The following is an 18,878-nucleotide window of genomic DNA, read 5'->3' as shown; positions in this document are numbered from 1 at the left end:
GGCTGTCACGCTTATCATCATCCGCTGGCCACGAGCACACTGTCCTGGCGGCTGTCCTTCCGCGCCGCCGCTTCGCCGATACGCGCGACGAACGGGCCCATCGCCAGGTAGTCCAGCCGCGAGGCCAGGAAGGCGCGGACCGCGTCCCGAGGCGAGCAGACGATCGGCTCCTCGTGCATGTTGAAGCTGGTGTTGACCAGCAACGGGATGCCAGTTCGTTTTTCGTAGCATTCCAGAATGCGATGCATGCTGGGGTTGATCGCCGGCGTGACGAGCTGGGGCCGCGCGGTGCCGTCGACGTGCACGACGGCGGGACAGTTCTTCTTTGTCCACTCTGTGCAGTCCAGGATGATGGTCATGAACTTGCAGGCGTGCTCGGTCCCCTCGATGTCCATGAACATACTGCCCGCGCGCTCGGCCATGGCGACGGGGGCGAAGGGCATGAACTCCGTCCGTCCCAGGCGCTTGTTCAGCCAGTCGTTCGCCTTCGGGTCGCCGGCGGAGTACAGGATGGAGCGGTTGCAAAGCGCGCGCGGGCCGAACTCCATGCGTCCGTCGAAGCGCGCCACGACGTTGCCGTCGGCAAGCAAGCCGGCGATCGTGTCCTCCACATCGTCGTGCCGCTCGAACTGGAGGTCGTCGCCGGCGGCCTCGCGCAGTGCCTCGGCCATCTCGTCTTCCGAGTAGCCGGGGCCGAAGTAGACGTCGTCGAACGGCTCCGGCTCGGCCTGCAGGAACTCCAGCGCCGCGCCCGCGCACAGCCCGCCGTCGCCCATATGCGGGTAGACGTAGACGTTGTCGAAGTTCAGCGCCCGGAACAGGACGGCGTTCAGCTTGACGTTGGCGAACAGCCCGCCGCAGAGGCTCAGGTTCTTCATCCCGGTGCGCTCGGCGAAGGGACGGACGACCTCGATGACCTCCTCTTCCAGCAGCTTCTGGAAAACGGCCGCCACGTCCTCTCGACTATAGCCCTCGACCAGCTTCTTCAGCGGCGGCTTGTAGTCCCGGTACTGCAGGGTGTCGAACAGGTCTTCGCCCTTGCGCAGCTTGGCAAGGGAGAAGCCGCGGACGATGCCTTCGGAGTAATAGCGCTTGTCCAGCCGGAAATCGGGGCCGGACCTGCGGATGGTCGACTTCACCTTGGCGTAGAGCTCGGGGTTCACCTCGCCATAGCCGCTGAGCCCGGTGATCTTGCCCTCGTGCCGGTTGGCGCGAAAGCCCAGGATCTGCGTGCAGGCCGTGTAGAACTGCCCGAAGGAGTGCGGGTAGGGCACCTCGTGCAGCAGGTTGATGCGGCCCTGCCGGCCCTCGGAGATGGTGATCGACAGGCCGTCGCCCACGCCGTCCGCCGTGACGATCAGGGAATCGGCGAACGGTGCCGTGCGGTGGGCCGCCGCCGCGTGGCAGCGGTGATGGTCGACGAAATGCAGGTTCGGCCGGATGCCGTATTCCTGACGCAGGAAGTCCAGCACCCGCCGGTAGCCCAGCGCCCGGCTGAACGCGAAGCCGCGATAGAGCACCTTGTTGAAGTGCGGGAAGTAGTCGTTCCAGCCGTGGAAATCGAAGGTGTCCTGAAGCTGGCCGGCGGCGAGGCGCCTGAACAGCCGGCCGGCCGGCAAGCCGGCCACGACGACGTCGGTAATATCCCGCGGGTCGACCCCGGACGCGGCGACGGCGGCCTTGATGCTCTTCTTCGGCGGGTACTTGGTCGAGAACTTGACCCGGTCCATCCGCTCCTCGCTGACGGCAGCGCGGCACCGATGGCCCTCGTACACGGCGGCACCGGTTTCGTGCGTCGTGCTAATGCCCAGAACGACTTTCGACATCTGCTGCTCGCTGTTCATGTTTCGAAGAAGCGCCGAGGTTTCGACGATGTCGAAGGACTCGCGCACGTGTTCGATGACCTTCCGGCACTGCCGGCGCTTGGCCGCGGCGGAGCGGTGCGACAGCGTCAGGATGCGGCTCTTGAAGCCCGCCAGCCGGTCCGAAGGCAGCGGCTCGGCGAAATCGATCAGGTGGAATAGCAGGACCACCGGAAGCCGGGCCCGCGCGTAGGCGCTCAGGCTGCGCCTGAAGTACCCCTGGCCGAGGATGAGGCTGTAGGAGGGGTGGAACGGCAGGCCGGTCACCCGGTTGATCGGCAACGGCAACTCGACGAGCGGCCGGTCCAGCAAGGGCCGGTAGGGCGCGGGCGGGATCGCCGGAACCTGCAGCCGCTCGGCGAAGCGGCGCTGCGGAAAGGTCGATGAATCGTAGCGGTAGCCAGCCTCGGCGATCAGCTCAAGGCTGTCCCGATCGATGCTGTACGACGGTGCGCGGAAGCCCTCGACCCGGACGCCCAGCTCGGATTCCAGCTTCCGCTTGCTGTCGACGATCTCGGCGCGCTTGGCCGCCGGGTCCAGCGTATTCAACTCGCTGTGGCGGATCGTGTGGGAGGCGACCTCATGCCCCTCGGCGACCGCCTGCTCCAGCAGCGGGCGCTTCACTGGATCGTCCAGGTCGGCTGCGATGGTGAACAGCGTTGCGTGCAGGTTGTTGTGCTTCAGGAATTGCAGCAGCGCCGGCACGCCCGTTTCGAACACAGGGTCGTCGGCGTAGGGGTAATCCCAGCCGTTGTGCCGGAAGATCTGGCTCGCGCCGTCGAGATCGACATGGACCGCCGCCTGCGGCCGCGAGCCTGCAGGGGCGCTAACCATGGCCTTCGACCGCCACCGGCTTGCGCCGGGGTTCGGGAGCCGGGGCGGTTCTTTCCGCGACGTCGAAATAGAACGCCTTGCCCCCTTCGCTGAGCGGCGGCCCCGTCGCCAGATCGCGTTGCAGGCGCCAGAGCTGCTTCTGGACCATGTTGCCCTGCTGGAAGACGACGCCGAAGGCGAACAGCATCAACGAGATGATGCCAAGCGCCAAGCCGATGATCACCATGAAGACCGAGACCTGCCCAGTGGCGAACCGGACGACGGCGTAGGCGATGAACACCAGTGCGATAAGGAACGACGCGGCGCTCATCCCCCAGATATAGCGAATCGGGTTCGCGAACAGGCTGAACAGCGTGTGGCTGAAGATCAGCTTGTTCGTGGATGACTTGCTCTTCCGTACCTGCGGCTGGGCCGGTCGGCCGCCGGCTTGTCCGGCGAACTTGTGTTCCTTCCATTCCAGGAGCGCGGGTATCTCGCGGAAGCGGTAGTTCAGCGCCCTGGCCTTGAGAATGGCTTCAAGGTGGAATTCCTTGCCGTTCTCCTCGCACGGCAGTGCGCGGATCGCGTCGCGCCGGTAGGCACGGGTCATGCCGGTGTTCATCGTCGCCACGTTGCTCATGCACGCGCGGATAATCCAGTTGCCGAAGGTGCTGTAGAACACGCGCTTGCGCGGCACGTTCCTGTAGCCACCACCCTTCAGGTGCGGGCTTGCCACCACGATGTCGACGTCCGGGCTTTCGTCTATCGCCGCCAGCAGGCGCTCGACGATGTCGTCGCCCCAGGACAGGTCGATCTCCGTCGTCACGATGATCTCGCCGCGCGCTTGGCTGATGCCGACACGCAACGCATGACCGCGCCCGCGGTTGCGCCGATAGGTCAGGACGCGCAGGTTCGGCTCGTCGTGGGCGATCTCCTGCGCGATGGCCAGCGAATTGTCGCTGCTGCCATCGTTGACGATGATCAGTTCCCAGCTTCCGGTTATATGCCGCTTGAGTCGGTCGAGAAAGTCGCGGACGACCGACCGGAGGATCGCTTCCTCGTTGTAGAAGGGACAGACGACGGAGACGTCGCATTCCGCTTCGTCGCCGACGGCCAGCGTATCGCCCGAGATAAGCTGTCTCATCGACATGGTCTCCTGTGATCGGAGAGTCGTTGCCTCGGCAACCTCGCGGCCCGCGCGCCTGTGTTTGCGATTGCCGATTTCACCGCGGCCCCCGCATTTTTTCTGGATGAAGACCCGCCGGTAGACCTGTTTTTGTGTAGAGCAGAATACCCCACGGATAAATTATCCGTGCGAGGTATTATTCCGATGAAGTTGTTCTACTCCATATGATCGGCGCTGCTCGCCTGTCGAAGCGCGGCATTTCTTTGGGAGTTCAAGAGGAAGGGAAGGATGAGACTCAGGCGCTCAAGCGCGACTTGGCGGCAACGGGTGCGGGCCGGCGGTTCGGAATGCGGCTTGCCAGGAAGTCCTTGATGCCGTCCTCGTAGATGCCGAGCCGGTCCTGCGCCAGAGCCGCCGAATGCCGGGCCATGCGGGCCAGTTCGTCTCGCCGGCCGAACGCCAAGGTCACGGCTTCCAGGGCGCTTTCAGTCGTCTCCGCGGCGCAGTCGATCACGTCGCGGTAGTCCAGGGCGTAGAACAGGCCCATGAATTTGCGGCTGTAGGCGAGCGGCGCCACGGGAACGCCGGTCGATAGCGCGGCGATGCAGGCGTGCATTCGCGCGCCGATGAAGAAATCCAGGCCGGCGATAAACGATTTCGCCTCCGACGGCGAGCGGAATGCCGGCGCCACGCTGACCCCAGGGTGCGCCCGCTGCACCTGCTGGCAGACGCTCAGGTCGTCCTCGACGGCGCGGTGGGAAAGGACATGCGGCACCAGGACGACCTCGCAGTCCGGAATGCCTGCGAAGTAGTCGAGCAGCCTGTCCATCAAAGCCGGGAAATCGATGCTGAGCTGGAACATGTTATCGCGCGTGTAGCCGCCTTGATATAGCAGCGCCGATATATTGATGCCCACCACCGTCTTTTCCTTTGGACCGGGCCATGGTGACGGCTTCTCGTACGGCAAGCGGAAGGCCACATCCGTCGTCTCGATGATCTTCCGGGAAACGCCGATGTCGCGCGCGTAATCCACTGACATCCTGTCGCGGGCGAAAACCAGATCGCTGCGCCGGATCAGGAAGGCGGCGATGGCCCGCGCGAGCCGGTTCTTGAACGGGCCGAGCGTTTGCGGGCTCAGAACAAGAGGTCGCCCGGCCCGCTTGACCAGCCATTTCGTGTAGGCGAGATACAGGAAGCGCCGCCAGCCGTAGATATCGGCGAAGCTGTCGCCCGCGCCGATGTCGAGTACGAGATCGCAATCCCCGACCGCCGCCGAGAAAGCGCCGCCCGGCTTGCAGGCGCGGCCGTTCAGCGCCAGGGCGCGGACATTCGGCGCCTGCACGTACACCGGGAAGCTCTTGTCCATCCAGCCCAGCACGATGAACTCAACCGAGACCCCCAGTTCGTTCGCGACCTTCTCCATGATCGCGATATTGGAGATCGTGAGCGCCCCGACGCCGAGGTTGGGTGAGTTGACGCTATGCCACAGTAGCCCGATGCGCAGGCACGGGGCGGGCTCGGTATCCGAGAGGCCTGGGCGTGTGTTCATGATTCCGGTGCCGCCGCCATGTCGCTCTAACCCGCCCGGCGAGCGACCTGGCCAGGCCCCCGCGAGGTGCCGTCACGTTCCCACGTCTGCCGGCCGCGCCGCAGGCGGCTTCGCAGCCTGGCGGCGGCGGCGACGAAGGCATAAACGGCGGCGGCGACAGGCGCGCCGCCGAACAGCATACGCAGGAACGCCGGCTTGAAGCCGGGCACCGGCGGTGGTTCGAGGTGTCCGAGTATGTGCTCCAAACTTTCGGCACCCGACAGACTCCGACTGCGAATGCGAATCAACGCCCATAGCGTCGTCGGCATATAAACGTGCGCCTTGGCGTCCTCGGTCCACAGCGCGCCGTCGTATAGCTTGCGTCGGACGTACTCGTCCTCGGCCACGATCTGCGGGAAGGTGCCAAGTCTGCTTACGCCGGCCGGGCTTAGCGCGTAGGCGGCGCCGATCTTGGTGCGGAAGTAAGGGTGCCTCACCCATGCCCGCAGGTAGGCCCGGACGGCGAAGTCAGAGTCCTCGGCGTGGTAGTGGAGACGTGGCTGCACCACGTCGACGCCCGGTCGTTCAGCCAGCTCGCAGAGACGTTCCACATCGCGTGCGCCGATCAAAATGTCGGCGTCGACGATAACCTTGACCGCGCCAAGGGACTTCCGCAGCGCCATGTTCAGCGCGTCGACCTTGCTGGCATGGTCCTGCACGAAAACCCGGACGCGCGGCGCATAGGCGCGGCAGATATCCTCCGTCTCGTCCCGGCATCCGTTACAGGCGACGCAGATCTCGATGTCCGGGGCCGTATCGAGCAAGGCATCCAGCAGGCGGCCGATCGTCGCTTCCTCGTTGTACGCCGGAACAATGACCGAGGCGCGCGGCTCAATGCTGGAGCGGCTGGCAATTCCAGTCATGTGCTGTTGTCCGCCCATAAGCGCGCGAATGTGCGAGCGACTGACTCTTCGAACTTCATGAAGGCGTCTCTCCAACCAAGTCCGCGCCGGGCCACGGAGTTAAACTCCACCCCACGCACGCAGCGCGCTCAGCTATTGGTGGCCGACAAGTTGATGGTTGGAAACGCCAGTTAGCGGCGCCCCTTTACCCCTTCGGCTTTCAAGCCAGCGCACGTCGGCAGTGTAGCCGGTCCCGACCGGCAAACCTTGCGGAACTATCCGGCAAGGTCATGCTCGGCGCAAGGTCGATGCTGGAACTCTTTGGGAGCAACCTAAACGTATCAGTTGTCGGCGAAGAAGTTTCAAAATGAAATGGCTGAAATGCCGATTGACTATGAATACAGGCGTCGAATGCTTTGATTTCGACACGTCATGCGGGCGCCATTGCACGCGCCTTCATGGCGGCCGCGGTTGGCGCCTGGATACCGGAGAGGATCAGTTTGCGTTAGATAAGGGCCAGGATGGCCACTATCACCACGCCCCACCCGAGGATTCCGGCGGCAACCCAAATCGCCAGTGCCTTGCCCGGCCCAACTCGGTCCGGAGAGCGTTCCACTGCGATCACCCCTTCCTCCATTGTTGTTCTTCAGTTCCAGGCCCGGATACGTCTGGCTACACAGTCGATTTCGGCATCTAATAGTCTTGTCGTGCTCTTTATCTCACCGAAGTTCGGTCGCCGACATAAATGGTACGCATCAAGTCTCATTAGTTACCCCTTAAGGGCCTATTCCAGCATATCTCAGGGCTGGTTATCATTTCCTTAATGCGATTGGCGCGGTGAGTGTTTACCGCGAGGAATTCACAAGGCGGACGAAAGTCACATCCCATGTCCTGGCGGATTCTTACTATTGGCGGTTTCTGCTGTTCGATGATCGGTGCCCTGGCGGGCGCGGGCCTTGCCTCGTGGTTGGCGCCCGACGCCGCGGTCCTGGTATCGGGGGCCACGGTCGGCGCCGTGGCGGGCAGCGCAATCGGCTGGCACATTGTCGGGCGCACCGGCTTCGGGGCGGGGTCGACGCCGCGCGACGTCGTCTCCTGAAACATCCCGAAGGGCTGTCGCTCTTGCATACGATGCGACCGACTCCTGACGCGACCGTCGGATCGTCCATGCGCAATGTGGCGCGACATTACTGCCCCAATCCAGACCGTTCTTCCCCGAGTGACGTCATGGCGGCATCCCGTCATGGCGCCGGCGTGCATCGATGGCGACACACGCGAATAGGAAAAACCCGCACAACCGAAGTTTGGCACAGAACGGGCTCGCGATCACCCGTTATTGTACTCACAATGGTGTAAGACTTCTGGGAAGAGCTGTTAGCCGGATGGTTAAAGTGGTTGCGAGTGGACGCTATCGGCGCGAGGCCCTGGAGGGTGACCCGGCCTCGCGACGTTCGCGCCCCGCGCCGCCAAGAGGTGGGGGGGACGGCATGGCGTTGACGTCACCGGCGCTCTCCCGCGTGCGAAAAGGCGACCTTTGCAGCGGCTGCGGGCTCTGTGCCGCGATTAGCGATGGCAAGATCGAGATGGAGGTTTCCGACGGCGGCTTTCTGCGGCCCCGCCAACTTGCACCGCTGTCCGGTGAGGAAGACCGCCTCATCTCCGCGACGTGTCCTGGCCTTCGGCTCGCCCAGCCTGTTTCCGAGGGAAGCACCGATCATACGCTGTGGGGGCCGGTCGTCCAGGTTCGCTCGGGTCATGCGGCCGATCCGGAGATGCGGCGGAACGCGTCCTCGGGCGGGGCGCTTTCGGCGTTGCTGGCTTACCTTCTGGAGAAGAAGGAGGTCGACTATGTCGTTCAGACGAGCGCCGATGCCGGGTTCCCGATCGGCAACGTCACCGTCAAGAGCTTCGGCCGGGACGAGGTATTCGATGCGGCCGGCTCGCGCTATGCCCCCTCGGCGCCGCTGGCAAGCCTGGAGGCTCATCTTTCCGAAGAGGGGCGTTTCGCCTTTGTCGGCAAGCCCTGCGATGTCGCGGCATTGCGGGCGATGAGCCGGTTCGACAGTCGGATCGAACGCAAGATCCCCTACGTCTTTTCCTTCTTCTGCGCGGGCGTGCCCAGTCTGAACGGAGCGCGCGAGGTTCTGGGGCGCCTTGGGGTCAAGGAGGGTGAACTCCAGAGTTTCCGATACCGCGGCGACGGCTGGCCGGGTTTCGCCACCGCCGTCTCAAGGGACGGACGCGTGGCGCGGCTGAGTTACGCGGACTCCTGGGGCGGCATCCTCAGCCGGCATGTGCAGTTCCGCTGCAAGATCTGCCCCGACGGGACAGGGGGGGCGGCGGATATCGTCTGCGCCGATGCCTGGATCTGCGATGACAAGGGCTATCCCCTTTTCGAGGAGGAGGAGGGGTGGAGCCTGATCGTCAGCCGCAATCGGCATGGCGAGGGTCTGCTGCAAAGGGCGATGGACGACGGCGCCATCGTTGCTTCGCAGACCGATATCGACGGCATCGAGAACATGCAGCCCGGTCAGGTAAAGCGGAAGGGACTCGCACTTTCCCGGATCGTGGCCATGGCGGTGACGCTGAAGCCGGTCCCGAGGTTTGCCGGCTTCAACCTGGCCAAGGCCGCACGGAAACCCGGCATCTGGCAGAATGTGCGAAGTTTCCTCGGGACGATCCGCCGTATCGTGCTTCCCGGGCGGAAGTGATCGACGCTATGCGGTTGCGTTCGCCCGGATTACCTCGAAATTGGTAAGTCGAGATGCCCGCTCGTGGTAATGCGCGTTGGCGGATAGGGCCGCCGTTATTGTCCTTTTGCGGATATTGCTGGCCCATATCATGAAGTATACCGTTTGCGCGATTGCACGAAATGGAAGGGCAAGATCGTGAAGATTCTCGTCGCCATCGCCAATTATGGGACGAAGAACGTCCATTTGGCGGAAAAATTAATAAATACATATCGAAATTTTAAGCATGATGTCGATATCGTCGTACTCTCGAACATTGATAAGGACTTCGGTGACAACGTGGATGTCCGCGTCGGCCTGCCTTCGGAGAACCCCTGGTCTCTCCCTTTCGCGCATCGTCCGATATTCGTGGACAGGAAAGATGATTACGACCTGTTCATATATTCGGAAGACGATACTGAAATCAAAGAAGAGCACATCGACGCCTTCCTGAAAGCGACCGAAGTTCTCCCCGCCGACAAGATCGCAGGGTTCATCAGATACGAGATCGCAGAGGACGGGACCACATATTACTCCACCGTCCACGGAAGATATTACTGGGATCCAAATTCGGTCTTCCAGGCGGGCGGGTACACCTTTGCGCGCTACACCAACGATCACGCCGCGAGCTATATCCTGACGCGGCAGCAGTTGCACCGCTGCATCGAGTCCGGAGGGTACGCCATAACGCCGCACGAGGGCCGCTACGACATGCTGTGCTCGGCCGCGACGGACCCGTACACGCGGTGCGGACTGGCAAAGGTCATTCCGATCTCGCACCTGCCGCAGTTCCGCCTCCGGCATCTGTCCGATGTGTATCTGGGCCGGATAGGCATCGAGAAGCAGGAGGTCGACCGGCAGATCGAGAAACTCCTGTCCCTGGTTCAGCAGGATGGCGAGCCGCGCGGGCCGCTGTTCAATCCCCGGCCCAGGCTGGATACGGCGGAATTCGACAAGCGGTACTTCCAGCCCTATCGCCAGGACATCATTGATGCGCTGCCGCGCGGCGCGCGGCGCGTGCTCTCGATCGGCTGCGAGCGTGGTCTGAGCGAGCGAAGGCTTATCGAGCTGGGCCATGAGGTGACGGCTGTTCCGCTGGACTGTGTGATAGCGGAATCGGCGAAGATGCGGGGGATCGAGGTGCTGCCGGCCGACTACGGCATGGCGTCCGAGACCCTGGGCGACCGCCGGTTCGATGCGCTTCTGTTCAATAACGTATTGCAGTATGTCGAGCAGCCCGAAGACCTCATCCGGAAGTTCCTCAAACATGTTGCGCCGGGCGGTATCGTCGTCGCCGAATCGTATAACTTCGCGCATGTCTCACTGCGCATGCGCCGCTACAAGGGGGACCCTGTCGCCCGCCGGCTGAACGGACACGCCACTTTCGCGGACACGGGCATTCACACCGTCTCGGGCGCCGGCATCCGGCAGTGGTTCAAGGCGGCCGGCCTGCAGCCGCAGCGAATCAGCTACCAGCTTGAGGGTCGTGAGGCGCGTCTGTCGAAGTATTCGCTTGGAACCGTCGATCCGTGGCTTGGCAGGAGGTTCGTGGCTCTGGCCGCACGGGGCAATGGCGTTCCGGCGTGATCCGAGAGGCGCTTACGGCATGGCCGGAACAAGAAAGAACCTTCTGATTGCCGGCTCGCACCGCAGCGGGTCGACCTACCTTGGCAGTGTTCTGCGGCGCTCGGGTAAATACTGGTACCTTCACGAGCCGTGCAACCGGCGCTTCGGCATGGCCAAGGTCCGGCATTCCTTTCCCTATGCGGCTATCGATGACCCAACGGAATACAACCCCGTCATCGATGAACTCGTCCGAGGCGTTCCGGCATACAAGAGCTTCAACTTTTCGGCTGCGCGCCGCGAAAAACTGAGGCCCTACATGTCGAACATAAGTGGGCAGCTCCGGCATGCCGCTTATGGCATGTTCCTGAAACATCTGTGGCCGATGCTTGTGAAGGACCCGATCGCGAGCTTCGCGGCCGACTACGTCTGGAAGCAGTTCGATTTCGACGTGATCGTCCTGATCCGCCATCCCGCGGCTTTCTATCAAAGTATCCGCCGGCGGAACTGGTCCTTCGATTTCAGGAACTTCCTGCAACAGGATCAGCTCATGGCGCGGCATCTCTCGGACTATCGGGAGATGATGACGCGGGATCTGTCGAAGGTCGAGGAGATCAGCCTTCTCTGGGGCTGCATTTACAAGGTGCTGGCCGACTTCCACGCGGAAGCGGACGGCGCCTGGATCTGGCTGCGGCACGAGGATCTGTGCCTCGATCCCATGGGCGAAATCTCGGCGATCATGGACAGGCTGGACATTCCGATGTCCAGACGCGTGGAGGCCTACATTCGAAAAACCACGGGCGGCGATACTGCGGACGCACGGGGAGACCGGCTTCACGATCTTGTCCGCAACTCGGAGGATGTTGCGTATAGCTGGCGGCGGAAAATCGGGCGAGATGAACTTCAGAGGATACGCGACATCACCATGCCTGTCGCCGGAAAGTACTACACGGACGCCGAATGGGCGATCGATTAGCGCGGCGCGTTATTATCGGCCGCTACGTTACATTGCGGGAAATGCCGCCAACGCCGACACGCATGGGAAATGCCATGCTCCATCCCACCAGCGCAACCGTCACGAATCCTTTACCCACGAGCCATCCTGCTCGTAGTTGAACTTCCTGAGGATGTCACCGAGTTCCGCCTCTATGTAGGTCCGATGCTCGGGGCCCAGTTCGCTGCGCCACTGTCCCGCGCGGCCACTGCGGATGTGGGACTTCGCCGCCTCGTCTCCGGTCTTCCGGCCGGTCCTGCTTTCCGATTCGAACAGCTCCATCAGGCGGCAGGCGAAGGTCAGTTCCCTGTTTGCGAACCCAAGATGCCGGAACATCTCCTCATAGAGTACGCGCCTTTCGCTTCCCATAAGCTGTTCGTATTGTACTTCCAGGACATTCGGGTCGCCGATGTCCCATTTCCGCAATATATCGCCGTAGATATAGATGAAATGATCGATCTCCATGAATAGCCCGTCGTGCTTGGAGCACGCATTGAGCTTTTCCTGATACGACCTGCCATTCTCGTCCTTGCGGTGGACCCAGGGTTCGTGCGTCCACTTGTGATAGTGGTAGCCGGAGACGATCATGTCCCGCGGATCCCGTATCAGATGAATGCCGCGACAGTCGCCGAACTGCTTCGGGTCGAACGCGCTTTGCATCGACAGCAGGAGGTCCGTTCCCTGTGGCGGCTGTTCGAAGTTGATCTTCTGGAATTTCAGGTTCAGCCCGGCCGACAGGATACGCAGGACGGCATGGAAATAGGTCGTCATCACCTTGTGATGGCATGCGACGAATACGAAGCCGTCTTTCTTCTTGACGCTGGAGGGAGAAAAGATTTTCGATACTCTAATAATCAAGAATAAAAAAACGATATTCCAGAAGAGTTTCCGGGTCGGTATCCCCTTGTTCTTTGAGACAAAGCCGGAAACCCTGGACGCCCACGTCTTGAGGGGGCGCTGCCCCGCGGAATCGACGTGACCCGCTTCGGTCCTGATGTTCTGGTGCATACGCAACCCGCTCCGTCAGCGGTCTCGACATGGCGAATGGCTAGGGCCGGCGTCGTCGACGGCCTGGCGTCATCGACCCCCCGGTGTCCACCGCGTGTGGCGTGGCAGGGTTCTTCTCTTCAGGACGCCGCTCGGGCCGGTAGTCCAGCATCCAGACGGCACTTCCAAATATCAGCATCATCAGGCAGAAAATATTTTTCCAGTAATGAACCGTTCCGCCCGCGATGATCAGACCGATCATGCTAATGATCCAGCCAAGACGATAATCTCCAATCAGGCGGTCGACCGGTTTCAACCTCATCAATGGGATGAATAGCGCCGCGAATGCCAGGACAAGCAGGATGAACCCTGGCAATCCGTACCGAACGGCAACGAACAGCCAGAAATTGTCCATGCTTTGACTCATCCAGGGAGCATTGATCCACTCGTTCTGACCGATGCCGAAGATCGGGTGCCGGGCGATCTCTTCAGTGCCGAAGTTCCAGATATGAATGCGGTTCCAGGCGCTGCGCGGGTTCAGCGTCAAGTAGCTGATGAAGACCTGGACAGGCGTTCTGTTGGAGAGGATGTCGACCGCGATGTACATGAACGCGACGACCCCGCTCAGCAGCCACCATCGCATAGCGATCCGCCGGGTCAGGTAGTGCCATGCGATGATCGCAACCTGGCAGAACACGGCAACGATGGGACCGGAAGACAAGGAGAAGAAAGTCGCTGCGATGGGGATGGCGGCGCGGGTCAGCCGCTTTCCGCCTCGCGCGATGAAGAAAACGATGCCGAGAATGCTGGCGCAGAATACGCCGTAGAGAATCTGGTGCTCGAACACGACGACCGCGCGGTAGAGGCCCATCCGCTGGTCCTTCAGCGCCGGCGTGAAGACCGGAACGAACTGGCGAAGCGTATCGAGGATCAAATGCTTGCCGGTCACCGATTCGTACAGCGCGAACGGTATCGTCATCGCGACAACGATCAGAAGGAAGCGGAATACGCGCCTGAAATCCTCGGGCGTCCGGATGAAGCAACGTGCGATCGCATAGGATCCATAGGCCTGCACGAAGTAGATACCGCCTGCTTCGACCCCCTTGCTAACGCCATGAACGGCCATCAGGGCAAGGCAGACCCAAAGTCCGTGAAGAAGGAGGAGTACGTCGACTGTTCTGACGCGCCCCTTCGTGCCGGAGAACAGGAGTGCGATGCATGGCAGGGTCAGCACCAGCAGCACCATCCGGTACGGCGGAAGGTGCAGCGGCCCGATCGACCATTCGATCGGTATCAGCAGGGTCACGATGAAGAACAGCGCGACGGCGACGCCCTTGGACTTGCGAGCCGTCCGTGTCCGTCCGGAACGCTTGGCGGTGCCGGGCTGTGCGATCACACTCATCTCGGATCGCCCGCCTCATGCCTTCGCATGGCGGCTTGCAGGAATGGCTTTTCCTGGGCGCGGTTCAAGCTCATGCCGGGTAGTTCCGTCGGAAATGGTTCAACCTGTCTGCCGCCGCCGGGGTCCATGGCGTAGCTGCCTCTTGCCCGGTTACACACGGCCTGCTTTCTGGAACGCGCGATCGTAGGCGGCGAGCAGCACCGGGGCCGAATGGTCCCAGGAAAAGCGGGTTTCCACGCGCTCGCGCCCGATCTCGCCCATGCGCTCGCGCCGCTTTGGGTCGTCCAGCAATTCGGCGATCTTCCGCGCAAAGTCGACCGGATCGTTCCGCGTGGCGTAGAGCGAGGCTTCGCCGGCCGATTCCCGTCCCTCCTTCATATCGAATTGCACGATCGGCTTCTTCAGCGTCATGTATTCGAGGATCTTGTTCATCGTGGACAGATCGTTCATCGGCGTCACCCGGTCGGGGTTCACGCAGATGTCGGCGGTGTTCAGCATGTCCAGCAGATGGTCGTCGGGCGCGCGTCCGGTAAAGGTGAACCAGTCGGCAAGCCCGCGCCTCTCGCAGTCCGCCACCACCAGCGGCAACTCCGGCCCGCCGCCGACGATCCCGAAATGCACGTCGCGCCGGCCCAACTCGTGGATCAGGTGTTCGGCGGCGTCGAGCAGCAGGTCGAGGCCTTCCTGCTGGCCGATCACGCCCACATAGCCGATGAGGTGGCTGGCGCCTTTCTTCAGTTCCGGCTTCGCCGGGCGCAGTTCCAGCCTTTCGATCTTCGGGCCGGAGCGCACCACGAAGACGTCCTCGGCCCGCATCTTCCCGCGCCGGCGGGCGATCTCGGCGTAGCTTTCGTTCGTGGCGATCGAGACGGTCGCGGTCCCGAAGGTCAGCCGCTCCAGCAGCCGCGTGGCGCCCCACAGGAGGCCGCGCTTGCCGAACTTGGTCTCGAAAAGCTCGGGGCAGATGTCGTGATGGTCGAAGATATAACGCACGCCGAACGGCCGCAGGGCCCAAGCCACCAGGAAGATCAGGTCCGGCGGGTTGCAGCCGTGAATAACGTCGATACCCCGTTGGGAGCGGACCTTCAGCGCAAGCCGCAGCTCGTGCCAGAGGGCGTTGCCGTACTCGCGCAGGTAGCCAAGAGCGCCGTGCGCCTCGAAGGGCAGGGGATGGCGATGGATGTGCACGCCTTCAAGAAGCTCGTATTCCGCATCGTGTCCCTTGCCCATCGGGCAGATCACCGAAACGTCGTACCCGGCGGCGGCCAGCGTCGTGGCTTCGGACCACACGCGCCGGTCGAAGGGGACAGGAAGGTTCTCCACGACGATCAGGACCCGCCGTCCCAGCCCCGGCTTGCTGGCCGGTTCCGCCGCCAGTTCGCGCCTACCAGTTAATGCCGTCATATCGCGTTCCGAGCCCGTCGGAAGCTCCTGGCGTGCGCACCAGGTCGAGCAGCTTCTGGTCCTCTCGCAGCCTTGCCGCAAGGCCCTTGAACTCCGGTGCGGGGTTACCGATGACAACAAGCTCGCCGTGTTCGAGGACTGCGTCGAAATCGTCGCTCAGAAGCTGTGAGATATGCGGGATGACGTTGACGATGTATTCGCGGTTGGCGCCGGTCAGTCTGGCCATGTGCACGTTGCGGTCATAGATCTGAAGGTCGTAGCCCTTGCCGATCAGCCGCTCCACCAGCGCTACTTGCGGGCTTTCGCGCAGATCGTCGGTGCCGGACTTGAAGCTGATTCCCAGAAAGGCCACCCGCCGGACGCCGTAGCTGGCCACGCGCTCGAAGGCGCGCTCGATCTGATGCTGGTTCGACGGCATGATCGAGTTGAGCAGCGGCAGGTCGAGGTCGAGCTCGCGCCCCTTGTAGGTCAGCGCGCGCAGGTCCTTGGGCAGGCACGAGCCGCCGAAGGCGTAGCCCGGCTTCAGGTAGTACGGCGAGATATTAAGTTTCTCGTCCTGGCAGAAGATATCCATGACGGCATGGCTGTCGACGCCGACGGCCTTGGCCAGGTTGCCGATCTCGTTGCCGAAGGCGACCTTGAGCGCGTGCCAGGCGTTGTCGGCGTACTTGACCATCTCCGCCACATCGACCGTGGTCGCGATCTTCGGGCCGGGAAGCGCTTCGTAGAGTGACAGAACTTCTGACGCGGTCGCGGGGTCGGTGGCGCCGACGACGGTCTTCGGCGGGTTGTCGTAATCGTAGACGGCGGTCGATTCGCGCAGGAACTCCGGATTGTTGGCGACGTGGAAACCTTCGCCCGCCGTCATGCCCGAGGCTTTCTCCAGCGTGGGGATGACCACGCCGCGCATGGTGCCGGGCAGGATCGTCGAGCGCATCACGACGACGTGCCTGCCGGTCGTGCCACGGATCGCGGCGCCGATCTGCTCGCAGACCCTCGCGACGGCCGCCGTGTCCAGCGAGCCGTTGCGGCGGGAAGGGGTGCCGACGCATACGAGGCTCATGTCGCTCGCGGCCACCGCTTCCGCGGCGTCGGTCGTGGCGGTCAGCGCGCCCGTGCGCACGCCCTCTTCGATCAGTTCGCCGACGAACTGCTCGACGATGGGCGGCTTGCCTTCCCGCACAAGCCGCACTTTCTCCGGCTGCGGATCGACACCGACCACCTTGTGTCCGTCACGTGCCAGGCAGGCTGCCGACACCACGCCGACATAGCCCAGTCCGAACACCGCGATCTTTCTGTTTCGCACCGTCATTACGTTCAACCGCCGCTCGGTCATTGTCCTGTCAGGGTTTATCTGCCCTTCGCGCGCTGCTGGGCGCGGAGGGCAGCTCAGTGGCGTCCGAAGTCGTCCTGGATCCGGACGATGTCGTCCTCTTCCAGGTATGCGCCTGTCTGCACTTCGATGATCTCGACCGGGATCTTGCCGGGGTTGGCGAGGCGATGGACGCAGCCGAGCGGCAGGTAGACCGACTCGTTCTCGCGCACCATCAGCAGCTCGTTGTCGCGTGTGACCTCGGCCGTGCCGCGCACGACCACCCAGTGTTCGGCGCGGTGATGATGCTTCTGCAGGGAGAGCTGCTTGCCGGGTGCGACCTGGATCCGCTTGACCCGGAAGCGTTCGCCCTGGTCGACGGTCTGGTACCAGCCCCAGGGCCGGTGGACGCGGGCCGGCTCGGTTGCCTCCGCGCGGCCTTGCGCCGCCAGCTTGCCCACCAGGTCCTTGACCTCCTGCGTGCGGTCCAGCGGCGCCACCAGCACCGCGTCCGGCGTGTCGACGACGGCGATGTTCTCCACGCCAAGCGCGCACACCAACCGTCCGTCGGAGCGGAGATAGCTGTTCCGAACGTCAAGCGCGACAGCCTCGCCTTCGAGCGCGACGCCGCTTTCATCCTTGGCGGACTGCTCCCAGATTTCGCGCCAGTCGCCGATATCCGACCATTCGAAGTCGGCCTCCACCACGACCGCCCGGTCCGTCTTCTCCATGATCCCGTAATCGAAGGAGATCTTCGGCGCGTCCGCGAAGGCCGGCCCGATCCGCAGGGCGCCGAGGTCGTCCTCGCCCTGGGCCAGTGCTCTTGCAACGGCCTTGGCCGTTTCGGGGGCATATGTTTCGATCGCCTTGATGCCTGCCTTCGCCTGGAAACAGAACATGCCGCTGTTCCACAGGCATCCTTCCGCGATCAGGGCTGCGGCGCGCTCGGCCGTCGGCTTTTCCTCGAACGCTTCGATATGCCGGCTCCCCGAGCCGTTCAGCGCGCCGGGACGGATGTAGCCGTAGGATGTCGCCGGCTTGGTCGGAGTCAGTCCGAACGTGACGAGGTCGCCTTGTGCCGCCGCCGCCGCCGCCGCGTGCACAGTCCTGGCGAAGGCGTCGAAATCCGGAATCAGATGATCGGAGGGCAGGATGAGTGCCATGGCCTCCGGATCACGGCGTGCAGCGAGTTCCGCCGCAACGGCGATCGCGGGCAGCGTGTCGCGCCGCTCGGGCTCCAGCACGATCTCGATGGGAACGCCTGCCTTCGCCGCTTGGTCCGCGGCCAGGAAGCGCTCGCCCACGCTGGTGATCACGATCGGCGTGCCGACCAACCCCGTGGCTGCGATCCGCTGCAATGTCCGCTGGAACGGGGATTCACCGCCGAGGATCGGCACATGCTGTTTCGCGAAATCCCGGCGCGACACGGGCCAGAGCCGCGTACCCGAGCCGCCGCACAGAATAACCGGAACCACCGCCATGACCGATCTTCCTCTTGAAATGGCTGCCGTACTGGCGCTTGAAGGCGTTTCGGCCGCCAGATTGGCATGAGGGTCATACCATCTGTGTCTTTCCTAAGACGCAGGCTGGAATGAAGACCCCTTCAAACCTTGGAATTCGCACGTTTGCTGTAAGTAAGCCTGCGGAAATTAGACCGGAACCGCAATGCGGGGCGACTGGTTCTTCTGGATTTGCTCAAAAGAATAAGTCGTAGTCCGAAAGGTTGAGGCAAGCACTGCCAACGGTCGGCGGCGTGTATTTACCGCTACCGGAATAGCCCAGCGCAAGGGTGGTTCGGGTCGATCTCTCGGCAAGGCGCCGCCAATCCCTTCAAAAGGATTCGCGCAACCAAGAAGCAACTGACGAACGCTGGGAAGCGCATAGTGGTAAGCCGGTTGCGGGGCGCGTCGCGCTTAGATCCCTATCCGGACCGTCTGACCCTGATGCCGCAAAAATCCCCACGCTGGAGCGGTGCCTGATTTTTGATGTCCCTCAGTCACACTAACCCCACAACGGACCCGGTACACAGGGACCGTGACGATGATCGATTCAACAATCGTAATGTAACACACCGTGATGGAGATTTGTGGGGACGGATAAGGGGGCACCCCAATGCACCACCAATACCACTTTAGATGGGCGTCCAGGTTCATCGCTGCAGGGGAAAACGCTGGCGATTGGACGCGCCCACGCCGCACCTGATCTTCATCAGCGAAGCCGGGGCTTGGCTTGAACAACGAATATCACCGGAACGAA

General features: G+C 62.7%; 13 protein-coding genes. 4 read left to right on the top strand and 9 right to left on the bottom strand.

The annotated features are described in order from the left end of the window. Window positions 1–17 precede the first annotated feature (17 nt). From DRB17_RS08640 to DRB17_RS08625, 4 genes are all read right to left on the bottom strand, one after another. Window positions 18–2,696, bottom strand: coding sequence for a carbamoyltransferase C-terminal domain-containing protein (locus DRB17_RS08640; protein ID WP_114581803.1), 2,679 nt, complete (start codon window positions 2,694–2,696; stop codon window positions 18–20). Beyond that, window positions 2,689–3,819 (bottom strand): glycosyltransferase family 2 protein, encoded by a 1,131-nt coding sequence (locus DRB17_RS08635; protein ID WP_161958752.1) that lies wholly within the window; start codon window positions 3,817–3,819, stop codon window positions 2,689–2,691. Before DRB17_RS08635 ends, DRB17_RS08640 begins: the two co-directional genes overlap by 8 nt. 277 nt (window positions 3,820–4,096) lie before the next feature. Next, a complete protein-coding gene (locus tag DRB17_RS08630) occupies window positions 4,097–5,350 on the bottom strand; it encodes a polysaccharide pyruvyl transferase family protein (RefSeq protein ID WP_114581801.1) in 1,254 nt (417 codons plus the stop codon). Window positions 5,351–5,376: 26 nt separating this feature from the next. Continuing rightward, on the bottom strand, window positions 5,377–6,252 hold the full coding sequence (locus DRB17_RS08625) for a glycosyltransferase family 2 protein (protein WP_161958751.1): 876 nt from the start codon (window positions 6,250–6,252) through the stop codon (window positions 5,377–5,379). A gap of 865 nt (window positions 6,253–7,117) precedes the next feature. Here DRB17_RS08625 and DRB17_RS19930 point away from each other — a divergent pair. From DRB17_RS19930 to DRB17_RS08610, 4 genes are all read left to right on the top strand, one after another. Then, window positions 7,118–7,330 carry a hypothetical protein gene (locus DRB17_RS19930; RefSeq protein ID WP_147274856.1) on the top strand — a complete coding sequence of 71 codons (213 nt, stop codon included), beginning with the start codon at window positions 7,118–7,120 and terminating at the stop codon, window positions 7,328–7,330. Between the two features lie 388 nt (window positions 7,331–7,718). Next, window positions 7,719–8,942 carry a Coenzyme F420 hydrogenase/dehydrogenase, beta subunit C-terminal domain gene (locus tag DRB17_RS08620; RefSeq protein WP_114581799.1) on the top strand — a complete coding sequence of 408 codons (1,224 nt, stop codon included), beginning with the start codon at window positions 7,719–7,721 and terminating at the stop codon, window positions 8,940–8,942. Between the two features lie 177 nt (window positions 8,943–9,119). Further along, entirely contained in the window at window positions 9,120–10,547 is a 1,428-nt protein-coding gene (locus DRB17_RS08615; protein WP_147274855.1) for a class I SAM-dependent methyltransferase, read from the top strand. 19 nt (window positions 10,548–10,566) lie between these two features. Next, window positions 10,567–11,499, top strand: coding sequence for a sulfotransferase (locus DRB17_RS08610; protein WP_161958750.1), 933 nt, complete (start codon window positions 10,567–10,569; stop codon window positions 11,497–11,499). 99 nt (window positions 11,500–11,598) lie between these two features. On the opposite strand, the gene DRB17_RS08605 is transcribed toward DRB17_RS08610, so the two are convergent. The 5 genes from DRB17_RS08605 to DRB17_RS08585 all read right to left on the bottom strand — a co-directional run bounded on the left by DRB17_RS08605 (window position 11,599) and on the right by DRB17_RS08585 (window position 18,103). Further along, complete coding sequence (locus DRB17_RS08605; protein ID WP_161958749.1) at window positions 11,599–12,288, bottom strand: sulfotransferase domain-containing protein; 690 nt, start codon at window positions 12,286–12,288, stop codon at window positions 11,599–11,601. A 277-nt stretch (window positions 12,289–12,565) separates the two neighbouring features. Beyond that, window positions 12,566–13,906, bottom strand: a complete 1,341-nt coding sequence (locus DRB17_RS08600; protein ID WP_114581795.1) for an O-antigen ligase family protein — start codon at window positions 13,904–13,906, stop codon at window positions 12,566–12,568. A gap of 150 nt (window positions 13,907–14,056) precedes the next feature. After that, window positions 14,057–15,310 (bottom strand): glycosyltransferase family 4 protein, encoded by a 1,254-nt coding sequence (locus DRB17_RS08595; protein WP_114581794.1) that lies wholly within the window; start codon window positions 15,308–15,310, stop codon window positions 14,057–14,059. Continuing rightward, window positions 15,291–16,622, bottom strand: a complete 1,332-nt coding sequence (locus DRB17_RS08590) for a nucleotide sugar dehydrogenase (RefSeq protein WP_114581891.1) — start codon at window positions 16,620–16,622, stop codon at window positions 15,291–15,293. Before DRB17_RS08590 ends, DRB17_RS08595 begins: the two co-directional genes overlap by 20 nt. 77 nt (window positions 16,623–16,699) lie before the next feature. Continuing rightward, window positions 16,700–18,103, bottom strand: coding sequence for a mannose-1-phosphate guanylyltransferase/mannose-6-phosphate isomerase (locus DRB17_RS08585; protein ID WP_114581793.1), 1,404 nt, complete (start codon window positions 18,101–18,103; stop codon window positions 16,700–16,702). Window positions 18,104–18,878: the final 775 nt, after the last annotated feature.

The organism is Ferruginivarius sediminum (assembly GCF_003344765.1).
GTDB lineage: Bacteria > Pseudomonadota > Alphaproteobacteria > Kiloniellales > Rhodovibrionaceae > Ferruginivarius > Ferruginivarius sediminum.
Note: the sequence above shows the minus strand (reverse complement) of the source record. Positions and strands in the feature narration are given on the sequence as shown.